This window comes from Streptomyces sp. NBC_00483 (genome assembly GCF_036013745.1).
Lineage (GTDB): Bacteria > Actinomycetota > Actinomycetes > Streptomycetales > Streptomycetaceae > Streptomyces.
The window spans coordinates 9,735,473-9,751,627 of record NZ_CP107880.1 but is presented as its reverse complement, the minus strand read 5'-3'; the positions used below and the strand labels follow the sequence as shown (position 1 = coordinate 9,751,627).

15 protein-coding genes are annotated in these 16,155 nt (G+C 70.3%); 9 read left to right on the top strand and 6 right to left on the bottom strand.

Annotation, left to right across the window (positions count from 1 at the left end; genetic code table 11):
* Nucleotides 1-3 precede the first annotated feature (3 nt).
* Together OHA73_RS43570 and OHA73_RS43565 are read left to right on the top strand one after the other, a co-directional pair.
* Nucleotides 4-1,497 carry an FGGY family carbohydrate kinase gene (locus OHA73_RS43570; RefSeq protein ID WP_327658640.1) on the top strand — a complete coding sequence of 498 codons (1,494 nt, stop codon included), beginning with the start codon at nucleotides 4-6 and terminating at the stop codon, nucleotides 1,495-1,497.
* A 136-nt stretch (nucleotides 1,498-1,633) separates the two neighbouring features.
* Nucleotides 1,634-2,599 (top strand): sugar-binding transcriptional regulator, encoded by a 966-nt coding sequence (locus OHA73_RS43565; RefSeq protein ID WP_327658177.1) that lies wholly within the window; start codon nucleotides 1,634-1,636, stop codon nucleotides 2,597-2,599.
* 21 nt (nucleotides 2,600-2,620) lie between these two features.
* Here OHA73_RS43565 and OHA73_RS43560 read toward each other — a convergent pair whose 3' ends face one another.
* The 4 genes from OHA73_RS43560 to OHA73_RS43545 form a co-directional block, all read right to left on the bottom strand.
* On the bottom strand, nucleotides 2,621-3,097 hold the full coding sequence (locus OHA73_RS43560) for a (2Fe-2S)-binding protein (RefSeq protein WP_267073337.1): 477 nt from the start codon (nucleotides 3,095-3,097) through the stop codon (nucleotides 2,621-2,623).
* Nucleotides 3,098-3,159: 62 nt separating this feature from the next.
* Nucleotides 3,160-5,469: a molybdopterin cofactor-binding domain-containing protein gene (locus OHA73_RS43555; protein WP_327658176.1), complete on the bottom strand. Its 2,310-nt coding sequence runs from the start codon at nucleotides 5,467-5,469 to the stop codon at nucleotides 3,160-3,162.
* Nucleotides 5,470-5,477: 8 nt separating this feature from the next.
* Nucleotides 5,478-6,719, bottom strand: a complete 1,242-nt coding sequence (locus OHA73_RS43550) for an oxygenase MpaB family protein (protein ID WP_327658175.1) — start codon at nucleotides 6,717-6,719, stop codon at nucleotides 5,478-5,480.
* 16 nt (nucleotides 6,720-6,735) lie between these two features.
* A complete protein-coding gene (locus OHA73_RS43545) occupies nucleotides 6,736-7,971 on the bottom strand; it encodes an oxygenase MpaB family protein (RefSeq protein ID WP_327658174.1) in 1,236 nt (411 codons plus the stop codon).
* A 171-nt stretch (nucleotides 7,972-8,142) separates the two neighbouring features.
* Here OHA73_RS43545 and OHA73_RS43540 point away from each other — a divergent pair, with 171 nt between their 5' ends.
* The 5 genes from OHA73_RS43540 (at nucleotide 8,143) to OHA73_RS43520 (ending at nucleotide 13,324) form a co-directional block, all read left to right on the top strand.
* Entirely contained in the window at nucleotides 8,143-8,778 is a 636-nt protein-coding gene (locus OHA73_RS43540) for a TetR/AcrR family transcriptional regulator (RefSeq protein ID WP_327658173.1), read from the top strand.
* A 139-nt stretch (nucleotides 8,779-8,917) separates the two neighbouring features.
* Nucleotides 8,918-10,765 carry an AMP-dependent synthetase/ligase gene (locus tag OHA73_RS43535; RefSeq protein ID WP_327658172.1) on the top strand — a complete coding sequence of 616 codons (1,848 nt, stop codon included), beginning with the start codon at nucleotides 8,918-8,920 and terminating at the stop codon, nucleotides 10,763-10,765.
* A 6-nt stretch (nucleotides 10,766-10,771) separates the two neighbouring features.
* Complete coding sequence (locus tag OHA73_RS43530) at nucleotides 10,772-11,437, top strand: TetR/AcrR family transcriptional regulator (protein WP_327658171.1); 666 nt, start codon at nucleotides 10,772-10,774, stop codon at nucleotides 11,435-11,437.
* A gap of 51 nt (nucleotides 11,438-11,488) precedes the next feature.
* Complete coding sequence (locus OHA73_RS43525; protein WP_327658170.1) at nucleotides 11,489-12,631, top strand: acyl-CoA dehydrogenase family protein; 1,143 nt, start codon at nucleotides 11,489-11,491, stop codon at nucleotides 12,629-12,631.
* Nucleotides 12,632-12,718: 87 nt separating this feature from the next.
* The gene (locus tag OHA73_RS43520; RefSeq protein WP_266724765.1) at nucleotides 12,719-13,324 is read left to right on the top strand and encodes a dihydrofolate reductase family protein; all 606 of its coding nucleotides are present in this window, start codon (nucleotides 12,719-12,721) and stop codon (nucleotides 13,322-13,324) included.
* Here OHA73_RS43520 and OHA73_RS43515 read toward each other — a convergent pair.
* The gene (locus tag OHA73_RS43515) at nucleotides 13,318-14,226 is read right to left on the bottom strand and encodes a LysR substrate-binding domain-containing protein (protein ID WP_327658169.1); all 909 of its coding nucleotides are present in this window, start codon (nucleotides 14,224-14,226) and stop codon (nucleotides 13,318-13,320) included. The genes OHA73_RS43520 and OHA73_RS43515 overlap by 7 nt on opposite strands.
* A 159-nt stretch (nucleotides 14,227-14,385) precedes the next feature.
* Here OHA73_RS43515 and OHA73_RS43510 point away from each other — a divergent pair, with 159 nt between their 5' ends.
* A complete protein-coding gene (locus OHA73_RS43510) occupies nucleotides 14,386-15,228 on the top strand; it encodes an EamA family transporter (RefSeq protein WP_327658168.1) in 843 nt (280 codons plus the stop codon).
* Nucleotides 15,229-15,273: 45 nt separating this feature from the next.
* Nucleotides 15,274-15,639 carry an iron chaperone gene (locus OHA73_RS43505; protein ID WP_327658167.1) on the top strand — a complete coding sequence of 122 codons (366 nt, stop codon included), beginning with the start codon at nucleotides 15,274-15,276 and terminating at the stop codon, nucleotides 15,637-15,639.
* Here the strand turns inward: OHA73_RS43505 and OHA73_RS43500 are convergent, their stop codons facing one another.
* Nucleotides 15,640-16,080 (bottom strand): DUF6194 family protein, encoded by a 441-nt coding sequence (locus tag OHA73_RS43500; RefSeq protein ID WP_266725771.1) that lies wholly within the window; start codon nucleotides 16,078-16,080, stop codon nucleotides 15,640-15,642.
* Nucleotides 16,081-16,155 lie beyond the last annotated feature (75 nt).

The following is a 16,155-nucleotide window of genomic DNA, read 5'->3' as shown; positions in this document are numbered from 1 at the left end:
ACGATGGCCGGGGCCGGGGCCGGGGCCGGGGCCGGACACATACTCGCCGTCGACCAAGGCACGAGCTCCACCAAGGCACTGCTGCTCGACGCGGCCGGAGCCGTGGTGGCCCGGGCGGGCGTGCCCCTCACCCAGACCCATCCGGGCCCCGGCCTGGTGGAGCAGGACGCGTCGGCGATCCTCGACAGTGTCCGTACGGCGGTCGCCACCTGCATGACGGAAGTGGCGCCGGGCACCGTGGCCGGCCTCGCGCTCAGCACCCAGCGCGAGTCGGCCGTGCTGTGGGACGCCGACACCAGGCTGCCCGCCGCCCCGCTGGTCGGCTGGCAGGACCGCCGCGGCATCGAACGGGCGGCCCGCATCGAGCGGGCGGGCATGAGCGGGGAGGTGCGGCGGCGCACCGGTCTCCCGCTCGATCCGATGTTCTCCGCCCTGAAGATGGCCGCACTCCTCGACGCACACGATCCGGCGCGCTCGCTCAGCAAGGCGGGCCGGCTCCGGCTCGGCACGGTCGACGCGTTCCTGCTGCACCACCTCACCGGGCGGCCGGTCACGGAGATCGGCAACGCCTCGCGCACCCAGCTGCTGGACCTCACCACCGGCGACTGGGACGAGGAACTGCTCGCGCTCTTCGACATACCGCGGGCGGCGCTCGGCCGCGTCGTCCCGTCCGACGGGCCGTTCGGCGAGGTCGAGGGGGTGGCGGGTCTCGACGGGACGCCCGTCCTGGCCGTCCTCGGCGACTCGCACGCCGCGCTGTTCGCCCACGCGGGCTGGCGGCCCGGCATCGTCAAGGCCACGTACGGCACCGGCTCCTCGGTCATGACCGTGGCCGGGACACCGGACGAAGCGGGCGACGTGTGCACCACCATCGCGTGGTCGACGCGGGCCGCCGGGAAGCCGACGTACGCGCACGAGGCGAACATCCGCTCCTCGGGCCGCACCCTGACCTGGCTGGCCGACCTCCTCGGCACCACCGCGGAGCAGCTCATCGAGCTGGCGGGCAGCACCGACGAAGCCGCGGACGGCGTGACGCTCGTCCCGGCCTTCGGCGGCCTCGGCGCCCCCTGGTGGGATCCGGTGGCCGTACCCCTGCTCACGGGCTTCGACCTCGGCACCGGCCGGGCCCAACTCGCCCGCGCAGCCGTGCGGTCGGTGGCCCATCAGGTGGCCGATGTCCTGGCCGCGCTGCCGCCCGTGCGCCGCGTGGTCGCCGACGGCGGACTGAGCCGCAGCGACACCGTCATGCAGTTGCAGGCGGACCTGTCGGATGTCGCGGTGGCCCGCACGCGGCACCACGAGCTGTCCGCCGTCGGAGCCGCACACCTCGCCGGCCTCGGCCTCGGCCTGTGGACGGCCGAGGCACTCGAACAACGGGCGGACGACGACCTGACGGTCTTCTCCCCCGCCTGGGACGACACGCGACGCCGCGACGCCGTCACGCGCTGGCACCGGCACCTCGCAGCCGCCCGCGACCTCGGGACACGCGGAAAGTAAAAGTAGAGGACCCTCCATGGCACCCGGACACCCCATCGCCCAGGAGAGGAGCCGACGGACGCGGCCCGCGCCGCCCATCTGCGGCGATAGCATGACGGACCCCGGTCGGGACACGGAACGAGAAGGAGGCCGCGCGGTGGCGGGAGCGACGACGCCGAGCCCGGACCATGTCCGGCTACTGGTCAAGGTGGCCCGGCTGTATCACGAACGCGGCGTGCGGCAGCCCGAGATCGCCGCCCGCCTCAACCTGTCGCAGCCCCGCGTCTCGCGGCTCCTGAAGGAGGCGGTGGACCGTGGCGTGGTGCGCACGGTCGTGATGTCCCCGGAGGGTGTGCACGCGGAACTGGAGGACGCGCTGGTCGAGCGGTACGGGCTGCGCGACGCGCTCGTGGTGGAGGTCGAGGGTGCGGGCCCCGAGGTGCTGCCCGCGCTCGCCTCGGCCACGGCCACGTACCTCGACGCCACCCTCACCGGCGGTGATGTCATCGGCATCTCGTCCTGGAGCGCCACGCTCCTGGAGGCGGTCAATGTGATGCGCGCCAAGACGCCGTCCGTGGCCCAGGAGGTGGTCCAGCTCCTCGGTGGCACCGGCAGCCCGGAAGTACAGCTGCACGCCACGCGCCTCACCAGCCGGCTCGCCGAACTCACCGGCGCCAGGCCGGTGTTCATGCCGTCCGCGGCCCTGGTCGGCAGCAGCGAGCTGCGGGACCTCCTGGTGCGGGAACCCGCCATGGCCGAGGCCATCAAGGCCTGGTCGCGCCTCACCCTGGCACTCCTCGGCATCGGCACCCTCGAACCGTCCCCGCTGCTGCGCCGCTCCGGCAACGCGATCCCGCCCGAGGACCAGCGGGCCCTCAAGAAGCTCGGCGCGGTCGGCGACGTCTGCGCCCGCTACTTCGACAGCGCGGGCGAACCGGTCGACGCCCCGTTCAACAACCGCGTCCTCGGCATCGACCGGGACCAACTGCTCGCGGTGGAGCGCCGGGTCGGTGTCGCGGGCGGCCTGGACAAGGTGGCGGCCATCCGCGGGGCGCTGCGCGGCGAGTGGATCAACATCCTGATCACCGACGTCGAGGCGGCGCGCGAACTGCTCGCGCAGTGAGTACGCCGCCGCTCTCGCCCCTCACATCCCCTTCGCGCCCTCCCGGATCGCCTCCCGGATCCGGAAGTACGTGCCGCAACGGCACACGTTCCGGATGCCGTCCAGGTCGGCGTCGGTGATCGCGCGGCCCTCCTCCTTCGCCCGGCGGACCACCGCCACCGCGGCCATGATCTGGCCGGGCTGGCAGTAGCCGCACTGGGCGACGTCCTGGTCGAGCCAGGCCTGCTGCATCGGGTGCAGGTCGGTGTCCACGGTGTCGGCGAGACCCTCGATGGTCGTCACCTCGTCGTCGGATGCCAGTTCCTTGACGGGGATCGAGCAGGGGTTGACGGCCTTGCCGTTGAGGTGGCTGGTGCAGGCCTTGCAGACGTTGATGCCGCAGCCGTACTTCGGGCCTGTGACGCCCAGGATGTCGCGCAGCACCCACAGCAGGCGTACGTCGTCCTCTACGTCGACCGTAACCTGCTCGCCGTTGACGCGAAAAGTGTGCTTGGGCACGGGGGTTCCAGTCTCCCTGATTCGTCGGTGGGTCGGATGGCGGTGGGCCAGGTGGCGGTGGGTCAGATGGCGTGGTCGCGACCGTCGGTCGGCGACTGCGGGACCGGCGGGACGGTCGGCTTGGGGGTGAAGGAGAGCGTGTCGTGGTTGATGGGGAACGTCGTCGGCATCGTGCCGGTCGCCCTCGCGTACGCGCACGCCACGGCGGCCATGGATGCCGCGACGCCCAACTCCCCCGCGCCGCCCGGCTTTTCGCTCGTGTTCGGCATGACGATGATGTCGAGTTCGGGCGGAGTGTTCCACTGCCGTGTGTAGAGGTAGTTGTCCCAGCTCGCTTCGAGGAAGTGGCCGTCCTTCAGGTGCAGGCTCGACGTCAGGGTCTGCGCGATGCCGTCCATGAGGCAGCCCATCATCTGGGCCTCCAGGCCGCGGGGGTTCACGGCGAGGCCCACGTCAACCGCGCACACCGCCTTGGTGACACGGGGTCCCGTGACACCGTCGCGGATCGGCCGGTCGACCGTCTCCGGTCGGCAGTCGATCTCCACGAGGACCGCGTTGACGGCGTGGTACTCCGTGTGCACGGCCACACCTTGTGCCACACCGTCCGGGAGGCTCCGCCCCCACTGTCCGACCTCGGCGACCTTGTCGAGGACCGCGCGGGCCCGCTCGTCGTGCAGAAAGTCCCGGCGGAACGCGAGCGGGTCCTTGCCCATCTTCGCGGCGAGCCGGTCGACGATGAGTTCACGGGCGCAGGTCACGTCGGGCGAGTAGACGTTGCGCATGCTCCCGGTGTTGAAGCCCTTGTCCGTCTCGTTGAGGAGCCGGCTGTAGGCCCCGAACTCGTACGGCATCGACTGCGACAGCTGGAAGAACGTCTCGGAGAAGGCGAGGTCGACGACCGGCAGCTTCGCGGCCACGGAGGTGAGGGCCTCGCCGAAGCCCATGGTGAGGTCGGTGGAGACGCTGGTGTGCCGCTGCTTGAAGCTGAGTACCTTGTCGCCCGAGTACGCGGCGCGTACCCGCGAGGTGGCCATCGGGTGGGCGCGGCCCTGGCGTGCGTCGTCGGCGCGGTGCCACATGAGCCGGACGGGCTTGCCCAACTTCTGGGAGATCTCGGCGGCTTCGAGGGCCGCGTCGAAGAACAGCTTGCGGCCGAAGGAGCCGCCGCTCTCGGTGACATGGACGGTGACGGCGCCGACCGGCAGGCCGAGGCGGGCCGCGATGGTCTGCTTCGCGACGATGGGCGACTTGAGGCCACCCCAGATCTCCGCCTTGCCGGAACGGACGTCGGCGATCGCACAGTTGGGCTCAAGCGCGCTGTTCCCGCGGAAGTGGAAGGTGAACCTCTCCTCCACTGTGCGGCTCAACGACGGGAGCCCCATGGAGGGTTCGGCCTTCTTCAGTTCGGCGAGGACCGTGTCGTCGGACTTGCCCTCCGCCGTGCCGCCCCGCCACGACACGTCCAGGGCGCGTACGGCGTCGATGCACTGGCCGAAGGTGCGGGCGCGCACGGCGACGCCGGTGGAGACGACCACGGCGTCGGTGACACCGGGCATGGCCCGCACCGCGTCGAGGTTGGCCACCGAGCCGACCTTGCCGTTGATGGTGGGAGCGCGGCACACCATGGTGGGCAGCGCGTCCGGCACGGCGAGGTCCATGGCGAACTTCTTGGCGCCGGTGACCGCGGCGCGGGCGTCGACGCGACCCTGGGGCGTGCCGATGACGGTGAACTCGTCGGCGTTCTTGAGGCGCGCCGTGGCCTTCTGCGTCGTGGCCGCGGCGGCCTTCTCCGCCAGCTCCCCGATGCCGATGCTCTTGCCCGCCGGGCCGAGGACGACGCCCGCCTTCACCTTCAACTCCTCGACGAGCGCGCCCAGTTCGAGCGCGGCCGCGTCGAGGAGCCGGCCGCGCGCGATGGCGGCCGCCACCCGCACCGGGGTGTAGGTGGCGATCGTCGTGTTGGAGGCGCCGGTGAGCTGGTTGAAGAGGAGTTCGGGGCGGGCGTCGGCGAGCGTGACGTGCACCCGGTCGAGGGGCACGTCCATCTCCTCCGCGATCAACATCGCCGTGGATGTCGTGATGCCCTGGCCCACTTCGGCGCGCGGCAGCGCGAAGGACACCGTGCCGTCCTTGTTCACCTGGACCGTGATGAGCGCGGAGGTCGGCGCGGCCGCCAGGGACAGGGCGTCGTTGAGGTCGACGACTTCCGTGATGTCGAGGGACGGCAGGCCGCCGGCTCCCGCCACATCATTCGCCGCCACATCCTTCGCCGCGGCCCCCATGGCCGCCGCTTCCTTTGCCGGTGCGAGTTCGGCCGCGGCCACCAGCGTAGGTGCCGCCAGTACGTAGCCGAGCAACTGTCGTCTGCGCATGCTCCCTCTCACTCCGGCCGGTTCATGTCCGGAAGATTGATGGCGATCGGCTGCCCCTCGGCCAGGAACAGGAGCACGAACCGTCTGATCGCCTCTTCCAACGTCCACATGACCGACGGCACCCCCGGCAGGGGGATGAGCCCCTCGCGGAAGGCCACGAGCAGCGGCCAGGCACCCGCGACGAGCGGTTCCAGGATCGGTTCCTTGGACAGGCCGATCATGTCGCCGACCCGGTCGCCCAGCGTATACCGGGAGAACGCGCTGATCAGGGGGCGGGTCAGCCCCAGGTCCAGTTCGGCCACGATGCCGAGGAGGACATCGGCCAGCGCCTCGCCCTCCTTGGTGTGCGCGAGGATCGGGTCGAGCACCTGCTTCGACTGCGAGTTCGCGGCGTCCCACGTCTTCGGGATGTACTCCTCCTGGACGCCGAGCATGGCCGCGCTCACCTGCCACACATGCAGATACGCGTCCGCGTCGGCGGCGCCGACCCGCACACCCCAGTCCTTCAACTTGCGCATGACGAAGGTGGCGAGGCTGTGCCACGTGACGAGGATGTCGGCCTGACTGATCGGGATCTTCTGTCCGCCGCTGACCTGCGTCCACGCCGGGGACTGCGGCAGCAGATGCCGCACCGCCGCGTGCACCATCCGCGTCTTGACCGCGGTCACGACCATCGAGCCCTCGGGCTTGTAGGCGTTCACGTCCCCGATGTCGTAGCCGAGTCTGGCGGTCTTGGCGATGCGGTCCTTCATGTCCGCGCCGCCCTTGGAGTAGTACACGGCGCGTGACTCGCGGGGTATGGCGGTGCTCATCAGGCCGCTGCCGAGGCCGTACAGTGCCCCGACGTAGATGCCCTTGGTCCTGCTGAACTTGGAGCCGCGGTCGAGCTTGGCCGTGTCCGCCCAGGAGGGCAGCTTGCGGGCGTCCTCCATGAACTCCCGTAGGTCCGCGGGGAGTCCGTCGGGCAGTGGTTGGTCGTTGCGCTTCCACTGCGCGAGGAGGTCGTTGACCTTGGCCACTTCGCCGCGGTTGATGACTCCCGCGATCACCGGGTCGGCCTGCTCGTCCCACACCCACTCGGGGTCGACGCCGGCGCCGGAACCGGCGACGGAGGACGTCGGTGACCAGGTCCACAGGGACCGGGCGCTCGCCGGTGACGCGAAGCCGATGGCGCCGAACGTGCCTAACGCCCCGCCCGCGAGGAGCATGTTCCGCCTGCTGAGCCCGTGCTGTCCGTCGCTTCCGTTCATCGCTGGACTCGCCTTCTCAACGGCCGCTGGGCCGGTTGGTGTCGGGGATCTCGATCACGGTGCCCTTGCCCTTGGTGAGGAAGGCGAGGATGTACTGGCGTGCCGCCTCGTCGACCGTCCAGGCGAGCGGCGGCACCAACGGCAGCGGCAGGAGCCCCTCGCGGAAGGCGACGAGCTTCGGCCAGACCGTCGCGATCGCCCTCTCCCAGAACGGCTCCCGCGGGATGCGGTCCATGTCGGCGACCCCGTCACCGACGAGATAGCGGGCCAGCGCGTTGCACAGCGGCCGGTCGACCCCGCCGGGGCTGGTCTGCTCCGCGAGCTGTCCCAGCAGGATGTCGGTGAGCTCGACGCCCTCCTTCGTGGAGGTGAGGATCGGGTCGAGCACCTGCTTCGACTGGGCGTTCGCGGCATCCCACGTCTTCGGGATGTACTGGTCCTGGACGCCGAGCAGGTGCACGGTGACCTGCCACAGATGCAGATAGGCCCCGGACTCGGCCGAACTCACCGGCACCTTCCACTCCAGCAGCTTGCCCATCGCGTACGTGGCGAGGCTGTGCCACGTGACGAGGATGTCGGCCTGACTGATCGGGATCTTCTGGCCACCGCCGACCTGGGACCAGCCCGGCGACCTGGGCAGCAGATGACGCACCGCCGCGTGCACCATGCGGGTCTTGACGGCCTGCACGATGCAGTCGCCGTCGGCGCGGTACGCGTTGAGGTCACCGACGGCGAAGCCGAGCGTGCTCGTCTTGGCGACGCGGTCCTCCATGTCGGCGCCGCCCTTGGAGTAGTACACGGCGCGCGCCTCCCGGGGGATGGCGGTGCTGAGCATGCCGCCGCCGATCCCGTTGAGCACATTGAGGTAGAAGCCACGCGTCTCGTTGAACCTGGCCGCCGTCTCCAGTTGGTCCCGGTCGGCCCAGTCGGGCAGTTGGCGCGCCTTGTCGATGAACTCCCGTACGTCCTGCGGGAGTCCGGACGGCGCGGCCTGGTCGTTGCGGGTCCATGTGCGCAGCTGCTCGTTCACCTTCGGCACGTCGCCGCGGTCGATGACCGAGGCGATGAGCCGGTCCACCTCGTCGTCCCAGACCCACTCGGGGTCGACACCCGCGCCCGCCCCCGCGATCGAGTCACCGGGCGACCACGTCCACAGCGACCGGGCACTCGCGGGGGACGCCGCACCCAGCGCTCCGAGCGCCCCGAGGGCACCGCCCGCGAGCAATATGTTCCGCCTGCTCAAGCCATCCATTGCTCCGAACTCCTCCTTGAGTTCCGTGACTCGCTCGACCGACAACAGGCCCTGCCTGAACGGCAGTTGCCTTGGTACGATGAAACACGTTGAGCATCTCTGTATCAGTACCACAGGGGAGCACAGACGAGGCATGAACGCCAGAGGCTTCACGCAATCAGGGAGGCACCTGTGGAACCGAACGTGCTCGAGCTGGCCTTCAGCGAATCCACCGTCGAGGCCGACGACACGGACGACGTGACCGTCCGACTGCTCGACGCCGCCTACGAGCAGTTCTGCCGCATGGGCATCAAGCGCTCCACGATGGCCGACGTGGCACGGATCGCGGGTGTCTCCCGGATCACCGTCTACCGCCGGTTCGACACCAAGGAAGCACTGGTCGAGCACGTCGTACGACGAGAGTTCCGGCGCTACTTCGAGCAGTTCGCGACCGAGATCCGGGGCGCGGACACGGTCGCCGACCGGGTCGTCCTCGGCTTCGTGAGCTCGCTGCGCGCCATCCGCCACAACCGTCTCATCGGCGGCCTCATGGCGGTCGAACCGGACTCCGTGGTGCCGTCGATTACCACCGACGGGGGCCGCACCCAGTACGTGGTGCAGCAGTTCGTCGCCGCGCGGCTGCGCGAGGAACAGCGGGCGGGACAGGTGGCCGACGGGGTGGACGTGGATGTGGTGGCCGAAATGATGGTGCGTGTCTGCACGTCGTTCCTGGTCGTGCCCAGCCACGTCATCGACCTGGACGACGACGAGCGGATGCGGGAGGTGGCCCGGCAGTTCCTGGTGCCGATGCTGGGGCCGCCGGCATAGTCCCTGTCGTCGAATGTGACCCCCGGTGACGACGACGCGAGTTATTGACACGGCGCCAATAACGGTCCACGGTGGGCACCGCTCACGCACAGCCAGCCCAACCCCGCACGTTCCACGTCGTACGTTTCCGGGAGCCGCCGTGACGCCAACAGAGCCGCTCCGTCAGTCCGTTGACGGGCTGACGATCACCAAACTATTGCGCCGCAACGCCGAGGAATTCGGCGACCGGCCCGCCCTCACCACCGGCATCGGGCCGGACGCGGGCACGCTTACCTGGTCCCAACTGCGCGCCGAGGCCGCCGCGCTCACCCGTGGCCTCGCCCAACTCGGCCTGGGCCGGGGCGATCGCCTGCTCATCGCGATGTCCAAGCGCGCCGAGCACTGGGTCACCGATCTGGCCGCCGCCCACATCGGCGCGCTGCCCTGCAGCACGTACGACACCCTGAGCGGCGAACAGATCGGTGTCATCGCCCGGCACAGCGCGGCCACCGTGCTTGTGCTTGAGGGCGCGGAGCAGGTGCGGCGCTGGGCGCCCGTCCTGAACGATCTGCCGCAGCTGCGCGCCGTGGTCGTCCTCGACTGGTCGGCCGCTCCCGCCGACGATCCGCGGTTCGTCAGCTACGCGGCGGTGCGCAACGCCCTGCCGCCCGACGACGCGGCCTTCGAGTCGCTCACGGACGCCGTGACCACGGACCAGCCGCTGGCCCTCGTCTACACCTCGGGCACCACCGGCGACCCCAAGGGCGTGGTGCTCTCGCACCGCAACGTGATCCACGAGTCCGTGATGCAGGAGCAGTTGGTGCCGCTGCCGCCGCATCCGCGCTCGGTCGCGTACCTGCCGATGGCGCACATCGCGGAGCGGGTCCTCGGGATCTACATGCCGATCTGCAGCGCCGGCCATGTCACCATCTGCCCCTCCCCCGACCAGCTGCTGCCCGCGCTCCAGAAGGTCCGCCCGCACGGCTTCTTCGGTGTGCCGCGGGTGTGGGAGAAGCTCACCACCGGGCTGCGCGCCCAGCTCGCGGCGCTCCCCGAGCAGCAGGCGACGGCCCTGGCGCAGGCCCAGAAGGCGGCACTCGAAGTCTTCCGACTGCGCTCCGCGGGCAAGAGTGTCCCGACCGAACTGACGGAGCAGCTAGAGCAGTTGGACGAACTCGCACTGCGGCCGCTGCGCGCCGCCATCGGCTTCGACGACTGCCTGCGGGCGTTCAGCGGCGCCGCCCCGATACCCACCGCCGTCCTGGAGTTCCTCGCGAGCGTGGGCCTGCCGGTGTACGAGGTGTGGGGCCTGAGCGAGACCACGGGCGCGGCCACGGTCAGCACGCCCGACGTGTTCGCCCTCGGCTCGGTCGGCCGTCCCGGGCCCGGTATCGAGGTCACGGAGGCCAAGGACGGTGAGCTGTTCGTCCGCGGCCCCGTCGTCTTCTCCGGGTACCTCCAAGCGGACGGTGCTATCGCGCCCGGCACGGACGCCGACGGCTGGCTGCCGACCGGTGACGTCGGCACCGTCGACTCCCGGGGCATCGTCACCGTCACGGACCGCAAGAAGGAACTCATCATCACCGCCGGCGGCAAGAACATCGCCCCGACGAGGATCGAATCCCTGCTGCGCGCACACCCGTTGATCGGCCAGGCCGTCGCGATCGGCGACCGGCGCCGCTATCTCACGGCGCTGCTCGTCCTCGACGAGGAAGCGGCCCCGTCCTGGGCGCGCGCCAATGGACTCACCACAACAGCGCTCGACGAACTCGCTGTGCATCCCGAGGTGTTGACGGCACTCGACGGCGCGGTCGAGGAGGCCAACGCGGTGCTCTCGCGGGTGGAACAGGTCAAGCGGTACCGGGTCGTCGCCGGGCCGTGGACGGCGGAGACCGGCGAGCTGACGCCCAAGCTGAGCCTGCGCCGCAAGGCCATCGACGACCTGCACGCGGCGACGATCGAGTCGATGTACGAGTCCGACGAACCAGTGGACAGGGACAAGGAGTAGCCGCCCATGGGAGGCAAGGCCACCCAGGCCACCAGGCGGCGTCGGATGGAACCGGACGTGCGCCGCGCCGAGATCCTCGCCGTCGCCCGCCGGCGGTTCGGTTCCGCCGGCTACGCCTCGGTGTCGATCTCGGACATCGCGGCCGACGCCGGCGTGGCCCGGGCCCTGGTCAACCACTATTTCGGTGACAAGCGGCAGCTGTACCTGGAAGTGGTGCGGCAGATGATGGTCATCCCGGCCTCCGTGTCACAGCGGCTGCCGCCGACCACGGCCGAGGAGCGCCTGGCCGTCTGCGTCGACCGCTGGCTCGAAGTCGTCGACCGGAACCGGGAGATGTGGCTCGCGGCCATCGGCATGGAGTCACTCGGCGACCCGGAGGTCGACCGGATCATGCTGGAGGCCGACGAGATCGCCACCGACCGGATCCTCGAGGCCGCCATGATGACGGACGTCGCCGAGGACGCGGGCCGGGAGAAGCTCCGGGCGATGATCCGCGCCCACAGCGCCATGCTCAAGTCCGCGTCCCACGAGTGGCTGGAGCGCGGCACGCTCACCCGCGACGACCTGCACGTGCTTCTCACCCGCTCGGTGCTCCACCTGCTGCACACGGTCTTCCCCGCGGTCCGCAACAGCAACAGCAACAGCAACAGCAACAGCAACAGCAACAGCTGACCGTGCCCACCCGTCACGTACACACCTTTCCTCTTCCTCAGGAGACACACCATGCCCCGAGTCCTGTCCGACGAGCGCGGCGATCTGGTCAAGGCCATCACGGACTTCTGCGGTCGCGAGTGCGGCACGAAGGAACAGCGCGACAAGCTGACGTCCAACGGCGTGGAACACCACAATCAGCAGCTGTACGAGAAGATGGCGAAGCTCGGCTGGCTCGGCATCGCCGTCCCCGAGGAGTACGGCGGCGCGGGCCTCGGCATGGTGGACCTCTCCCTCTTCCTCCAGGAGACCTCCTACGGCCGCGCCCCCATCAGCGGTTTCGGCACGACGATCATCACCGCGGCGGCGTACGAGAAGTTCGGCACGGAGGAGCAGAAGCGCACCATCCTCGAAGGCGTGGTGAACGGCCGGGTCGAGTCGGTCTCGATGTCGGAGCCGGGGGCCGGTTCCGACGTGGGCGCGCTGACCTGCCGTGCGGAGCGCACCGCGGGCGGCTATCTGGTCAACGGGCAGAAGACGTGGTGCTCCAACGCCCACTTCGCCGACCACATCCTGCTCATCGCCCGTACGGAACCGGGTTCGGCGAAGCACGAGGGCCTCACTCAGTTCATGGTGCCGACGGACGCCGAGGGCCTGACCATCCGTGGCATCGACACGATGGGAGGCAAGGAGGTCAACGACCTCTACTTCACCGACTGTTTCGTCCCGGACTCGGCGGTGGTCGGCACGCCGGGGAAGGCCTGGACGCAGTTGATGGCGGGTCTGAACCTGGAGCGGATGATCCTCGCCGCGATGATGCTGGGGGTGGCGCGCCGGGCCTTCGACGACACCTTGGCGTATGTCCGCCAGCGCGAGCAGTTCGGCCGTCCCATCGGCTCCTTCCAGGCGCTCAAGCACCGCATCGCGGACATGGCGACGGAACTGGAGTGCGCGCAGCTCCTCCTGGACGACGTCGCCGCGACGATCGACGCTGAGCCGGGCAAGGTGTTCCCCCGCGAGGCCTCGATGGCGAAGCTCAAGTGCACGGAGCTGGCGAAGCACATCACTCTCGAGGGGATGCAGATGATGGGCGGCTACGGCTACGCCACGGAGTACGGCATGGAGGCCCTGCTGCGTGCGACGGTCGTGTCGACGGTGTACGGCGGGACGAGCGAGATCCAGCGGGACATCATCGGCAAGACGTACGGGTTGTAGGCGGGGCCGCGCGGTGTGCTCCCGGAGGGTCCCGTCGATGAGTTCCCGGCGCTTGCCCGGTCTACCTGTCGACGAAGGGAGCACACCATGAGCAAGATCATCGTTTGCACGTTCCTGACCCTGGACGGCGTCATGCAGGCGCCCGGTGGTTCGGACGAGGACGTGGAGGACGGCTTCCAGCACGGCGGCTGGCAGAAGCCGACGGACGACGAGGAGGTCGGCGCGGCCATCGCCGGCTGGTACGAGCGCTCCGAGGGGATGCTGCTCGGCCGCAAGACGTACGACCTCTTCGCGTCGTACTGGCCGAACGCCGATCCCGGCAGCCCGTTCACCGAGCGCATGAACAGCATGCGCAAGTACGTGGCGTCCCGGACCCTGAAGTCCGTCGAGTGGCGGAACTCCACGCTCCTGGAGGGCGACGTCGTCGACGCCGTCCGCACGTTGCAGTCGTCCGACGGCGGCGACATCAACGTCGTCGGCAGCGGCGACCTCGCCCAGACGCTGATGCGGAACAACCTCGTCGACGAGTACCGGCTGACCATCCACCCGGTGATCATCGGCACCGGCAAGCGGCTGTTCGCCGACGGGGCGATCCCCACCGCGCTCGAGCCGGTCAGCGTCTCGACGACGAAGGGCGGCACCGTCGTCGGCGTCTACCGGCCGAACGGCGAGCCCAGCTACGACAGTTACTGAGCGGTCGGCCGGGACGCGGTCCGCCGGGCGAGGAGGTCGGTGACCAGTGCGAGCGGCGGCCAGCCCAGGCGGCCGTGCCGCGCGACGACGTGGGCGCGCAGCACCACCTCGGGGCCGGTGAGCGGCTGCAGCCGGACCCCGGGGACGGTGGGGGTGCCGATGGGGAGCAGTCCCACTCCGAGCCCGGCGGTGATCATGCCCTGGACCAGGTCGAGGCTGTCGGCCTGGTGGGTGACGCGGGGCGTGAACCCTGCCATGGCGGCCAGGGTGTGGATGACTGTCGCGTCGGAGGTGCCGCGGGAGTTGACGATCCAGTCCTGCGCGCGGAACCGGGCGAAGACGTCGAGAGTGTCGGCCCCTTCGGGCACCTCGGCGTCGGCGGGGACACCAAGCCCCCAGGATGCGGTCCACAGGGCGGTGGTGTGCAGTGCGGGGTCCGCGTCGGCGGGGGCCAGGTTGTAGTCGTAGGTGAGCGCGAGATCGGTCTCGTCCGCGGCGAGCAGCTCCAGGGCCTCGGCGGGTTCGTGCTCGCGGACGAGGATGTTCAGCCGGGGGTGGCTGTCCGCCAGCTCGGTGACGAGGGGCAGCAGGTGGACGCGGATGGCGGTGGCGAACCCGGCGACCCGCAGCGTCCCGTTGGGCTCCGCTCCGGGAGCGAGGTCGAGGCGCGCGGCCTCGACGGCGGCGAGGATCACCGCGGCGTGCTCGGCCAGCCGTCGACCGGCCGGGGTGAGCCGCACCCGCCGTCCCTCCGGCTCGATCAGATCGGTGCCCATCTCCCGTGCGAGGGCAGCGAGTTGCTGCGAGACCGTCGAGGTCGTGGTGCCCACCGTGTCCGCGACCGCGCGCATCGAACCCAGCCGGGACAGTTCCACCAGTAGCCGCAGGCGCCGTGTCTCCATCTTCCCATTGTCCAGGATCATCGAACAGAACGTCCAGGATCGGCACGTGGACGCGAACGGTGCAGGGGGCATTGACTGTCGCCCATGAGTTCGCCCCAGCCCTCACCCCGATCCCGTCCGAGTGGCGCGCAAGCCGGATTCGCGATGGCGGTCGCCTCCATGTCCACCGTCCAGCTCGGCTCCGCCCTGACCGTGCCGCTCTTCGGCCAGCTCAGCGCGCTGGGCACGGCGGGGCTCCGCCTGGGCTGGGCCGGCGTGCTGCTGCTCGTCCTCGTCCGTCCCCGTCGCCGTGACTTCACTGGATCCGATCTACTGGCCTGCACGGTGCTCGGCGCCGCGACCGCGGGCATGATGGTCTTCTTCATGCTGGCCCTCTCCCGTCTGCCCCTGGGCACGGCGAGCGCGCTGGAGTTCCTGGGCCCGCTGGCCGTCTCCCTGGTCGGGCCCGGTCACGGCCGCAGGATATGGACCGCGGCGGCCGCGATCGGTGTCGTCCTGCTGACCGAGCCCTGGCACGGCGGCCTCGACGCGCTCGGTGCGGTGTACGCACTGGCAGCGGCGGCCTGCTGGGCCGCCTACATCCTGCTGACCCAGCGCGTCGGCGACCGGGTCACGGGCCTGAAGGGGCTCGCGGTCTCCATGCCCGTCGCCGGCGTGCTCGGCATGATCGTCGCCGCGCCCGCCGTCACGGCCCACGTCACCTGGCCGACTCTGTGGATCATGCTCGCCCTGGCCGCCCTGAGTCCCGTACTGCCCTTCGCCCTCGAATTCCTCGCCCTGCGACGCCTGACCACGTCGGCCTTCGGGACCCTGATGAGCCTCGAACCCGCCATCGCCATGCTGGTCGGCCTCCTCGTCCTCGGCCAGACACCCGGCCTGGCACCCGCCGCCGGTATCGCCTTCGTGGTCGCCGCCGGCGTCGGCGCCACCCGCGCGGGCGCCCGCCGGGCGACGCCGGCACCCGACGTCCTGTCTCCTGCCCCGGCGCCGAGTGAGGCGTGAGCGAGCACGCCGACGGCAGTGCGAGCGGCGACGTACGATCCCGCCATGGTGCAAAGCTCCGCCCGGACCGTGGACGACTACCTCGACGAGGTGCCCGACGAGCGCAGGGCCGCGCTCGGCGAACTCCGGCGGCTGTGCCGCGCCGAGCTGGCCGGCTTCGCGGAGGTCATGGCGTACGGCATGCCCGCCTACGAGCGGGACGGTGTCGCCGAGATCGCGTTCGCGGGCCAGAAGCAGTACATCTCCTTCTATCTGATGCGCAGCGATGTGCGTGAGGCCTTCACCGAGCGGCTCGCGGGGCAGGACATGGGCAAGGGGTGCCTACGGTTCCGGAAGGCGGCCGCCGTCGACTTCGAGCTGGTGCGGGAGTTGCTGCGGGCGACGGCGGCCCGGCCGGGCACGGTCTGCTGATCACGTCTGCCGACGGCGCTCGAAGCGGGCCCGTGCGGCGTCGTGCGCGGCGCGCAGCAGCCACAGGACCGTGTCGTACGTCCCCTCACCGGGATTGACGACGCAGATCCAGTTCTGGGCGCCGTACACGGGATGGGGCAGCACGGTGTCGACGGCCGCGTGGTCCACCGGGGACTCTCCAGTGAGCTGTTGGAACGTGGCCCGGTCGAGCTGGATGTTCACGCGCAGGCGGCCGGGTGCGTCCAGTGCCGACAGCACGTCACCCGGATAGTTCTTGGTGACGATCGTCCCGTACGGCTGGACGGCCTGCGGGACCTCGCCGTCCGGCGCGTAGTAGAAGAACGCGTCGCCCCACGCGATCTCGGGGAAATCACCGCCGGGCTCGGGAGCGAGGACGAGCGCGCCGTCGAAGCCGCGCACGGTCGTGATGATCTGTTCCATACTCGTGTTGCTGGTCATGGTTCAAGCATCGGCTTGAAGTGCTTGTGTGGGGTTGCGGGGAGGCGAGAGGGGACC

What these genes read in the sequence shown, in the direction of transcription:
- OHA73_RS43505 (WP_327658167.1), top strand. Translation starts at nt 15,274, where the DNA reads ATGGTGCAAAGCTCCGCCCGGACCGTGGACGACTACCTCGACGAGGTG.
- OHA73_RS43525 (WP_327658170.1), top strand. Translation starts at nt 11,489, where the DNA reads ATGCCCCGAGTCCTGTCCGACGAGCGCGGCGATCTGGTCAAGGCCATC.
- OHA73_RS43545 (WP_327658174.1), bottom strand. Translation starts at nt 7,971, where the DNA reads ATGGATGGCTTGAGCAGGCGGAACATATTGCTCGCGGGCGGTGCCCTC.
- OHA73_RS43530 (WP_327658171.1), top strand. Translation starts at nt 10,772, where the DNA reads ATGGGAGGCAAGGCCACCCAGGCCACCAGGCGGCGTCGGATGGAACCG.
- OHA73_RS43555 (WP_327658176.1), bottom strand. Translation starts at nt 5,469, where the DNA reads ATGCGCAGACGACAGTTGCTCGGCTACGTACTGGCGGCACCTACGCTG.
- OHA73_RS43515 (WP_327658169.1), bottom strand. Translation starts at nt 14,226, where the DNA reads ATGGAGACACGGCGCCTGCGGCTACTGGTGGAACTGTCCCGGCTGGGT.
- OHA73_RS43570 (WP_327658640.1), top strand. Translation starts at nt 4, where the DNA reads ATGGCCGGGGCCGGGGCCGGGGCCGGGGCCGGACACATACTCGCCGTC.
- OHA73_RS43520 (WP_266724765.1), top strand. Translation starts at nt 12,719, where the DNA reads ATGAGCAAGATCATCGTTTGCACGTTCCTGACCCTGGACGGCGTCATG.
- OHA73_RS43500 (WP_266725771.1), bottom strand. Translation starts at nt 16,080, where the DNA reads ATGGAACAGATCATCACGACCGTGCGCGGCTTCGACGGCGCGCTCGTC.
- OHA73_RS43550 (WP_327658175.1), bottom strand. Translation starts at nt 6,719, where the DNA reads ATGAACGGAAGCGACGGACAGCACGGGCTCAGCAGGCGGAACATGCTC.
- OHA73_RS43510 (WP_327658168.1), top strand. Translation starts at nt 14,386, where the DNA reads ATGTCCACCGTCCAGCTCGGCTCCGCCCTGACCGTGCCGCTCTTCGGC.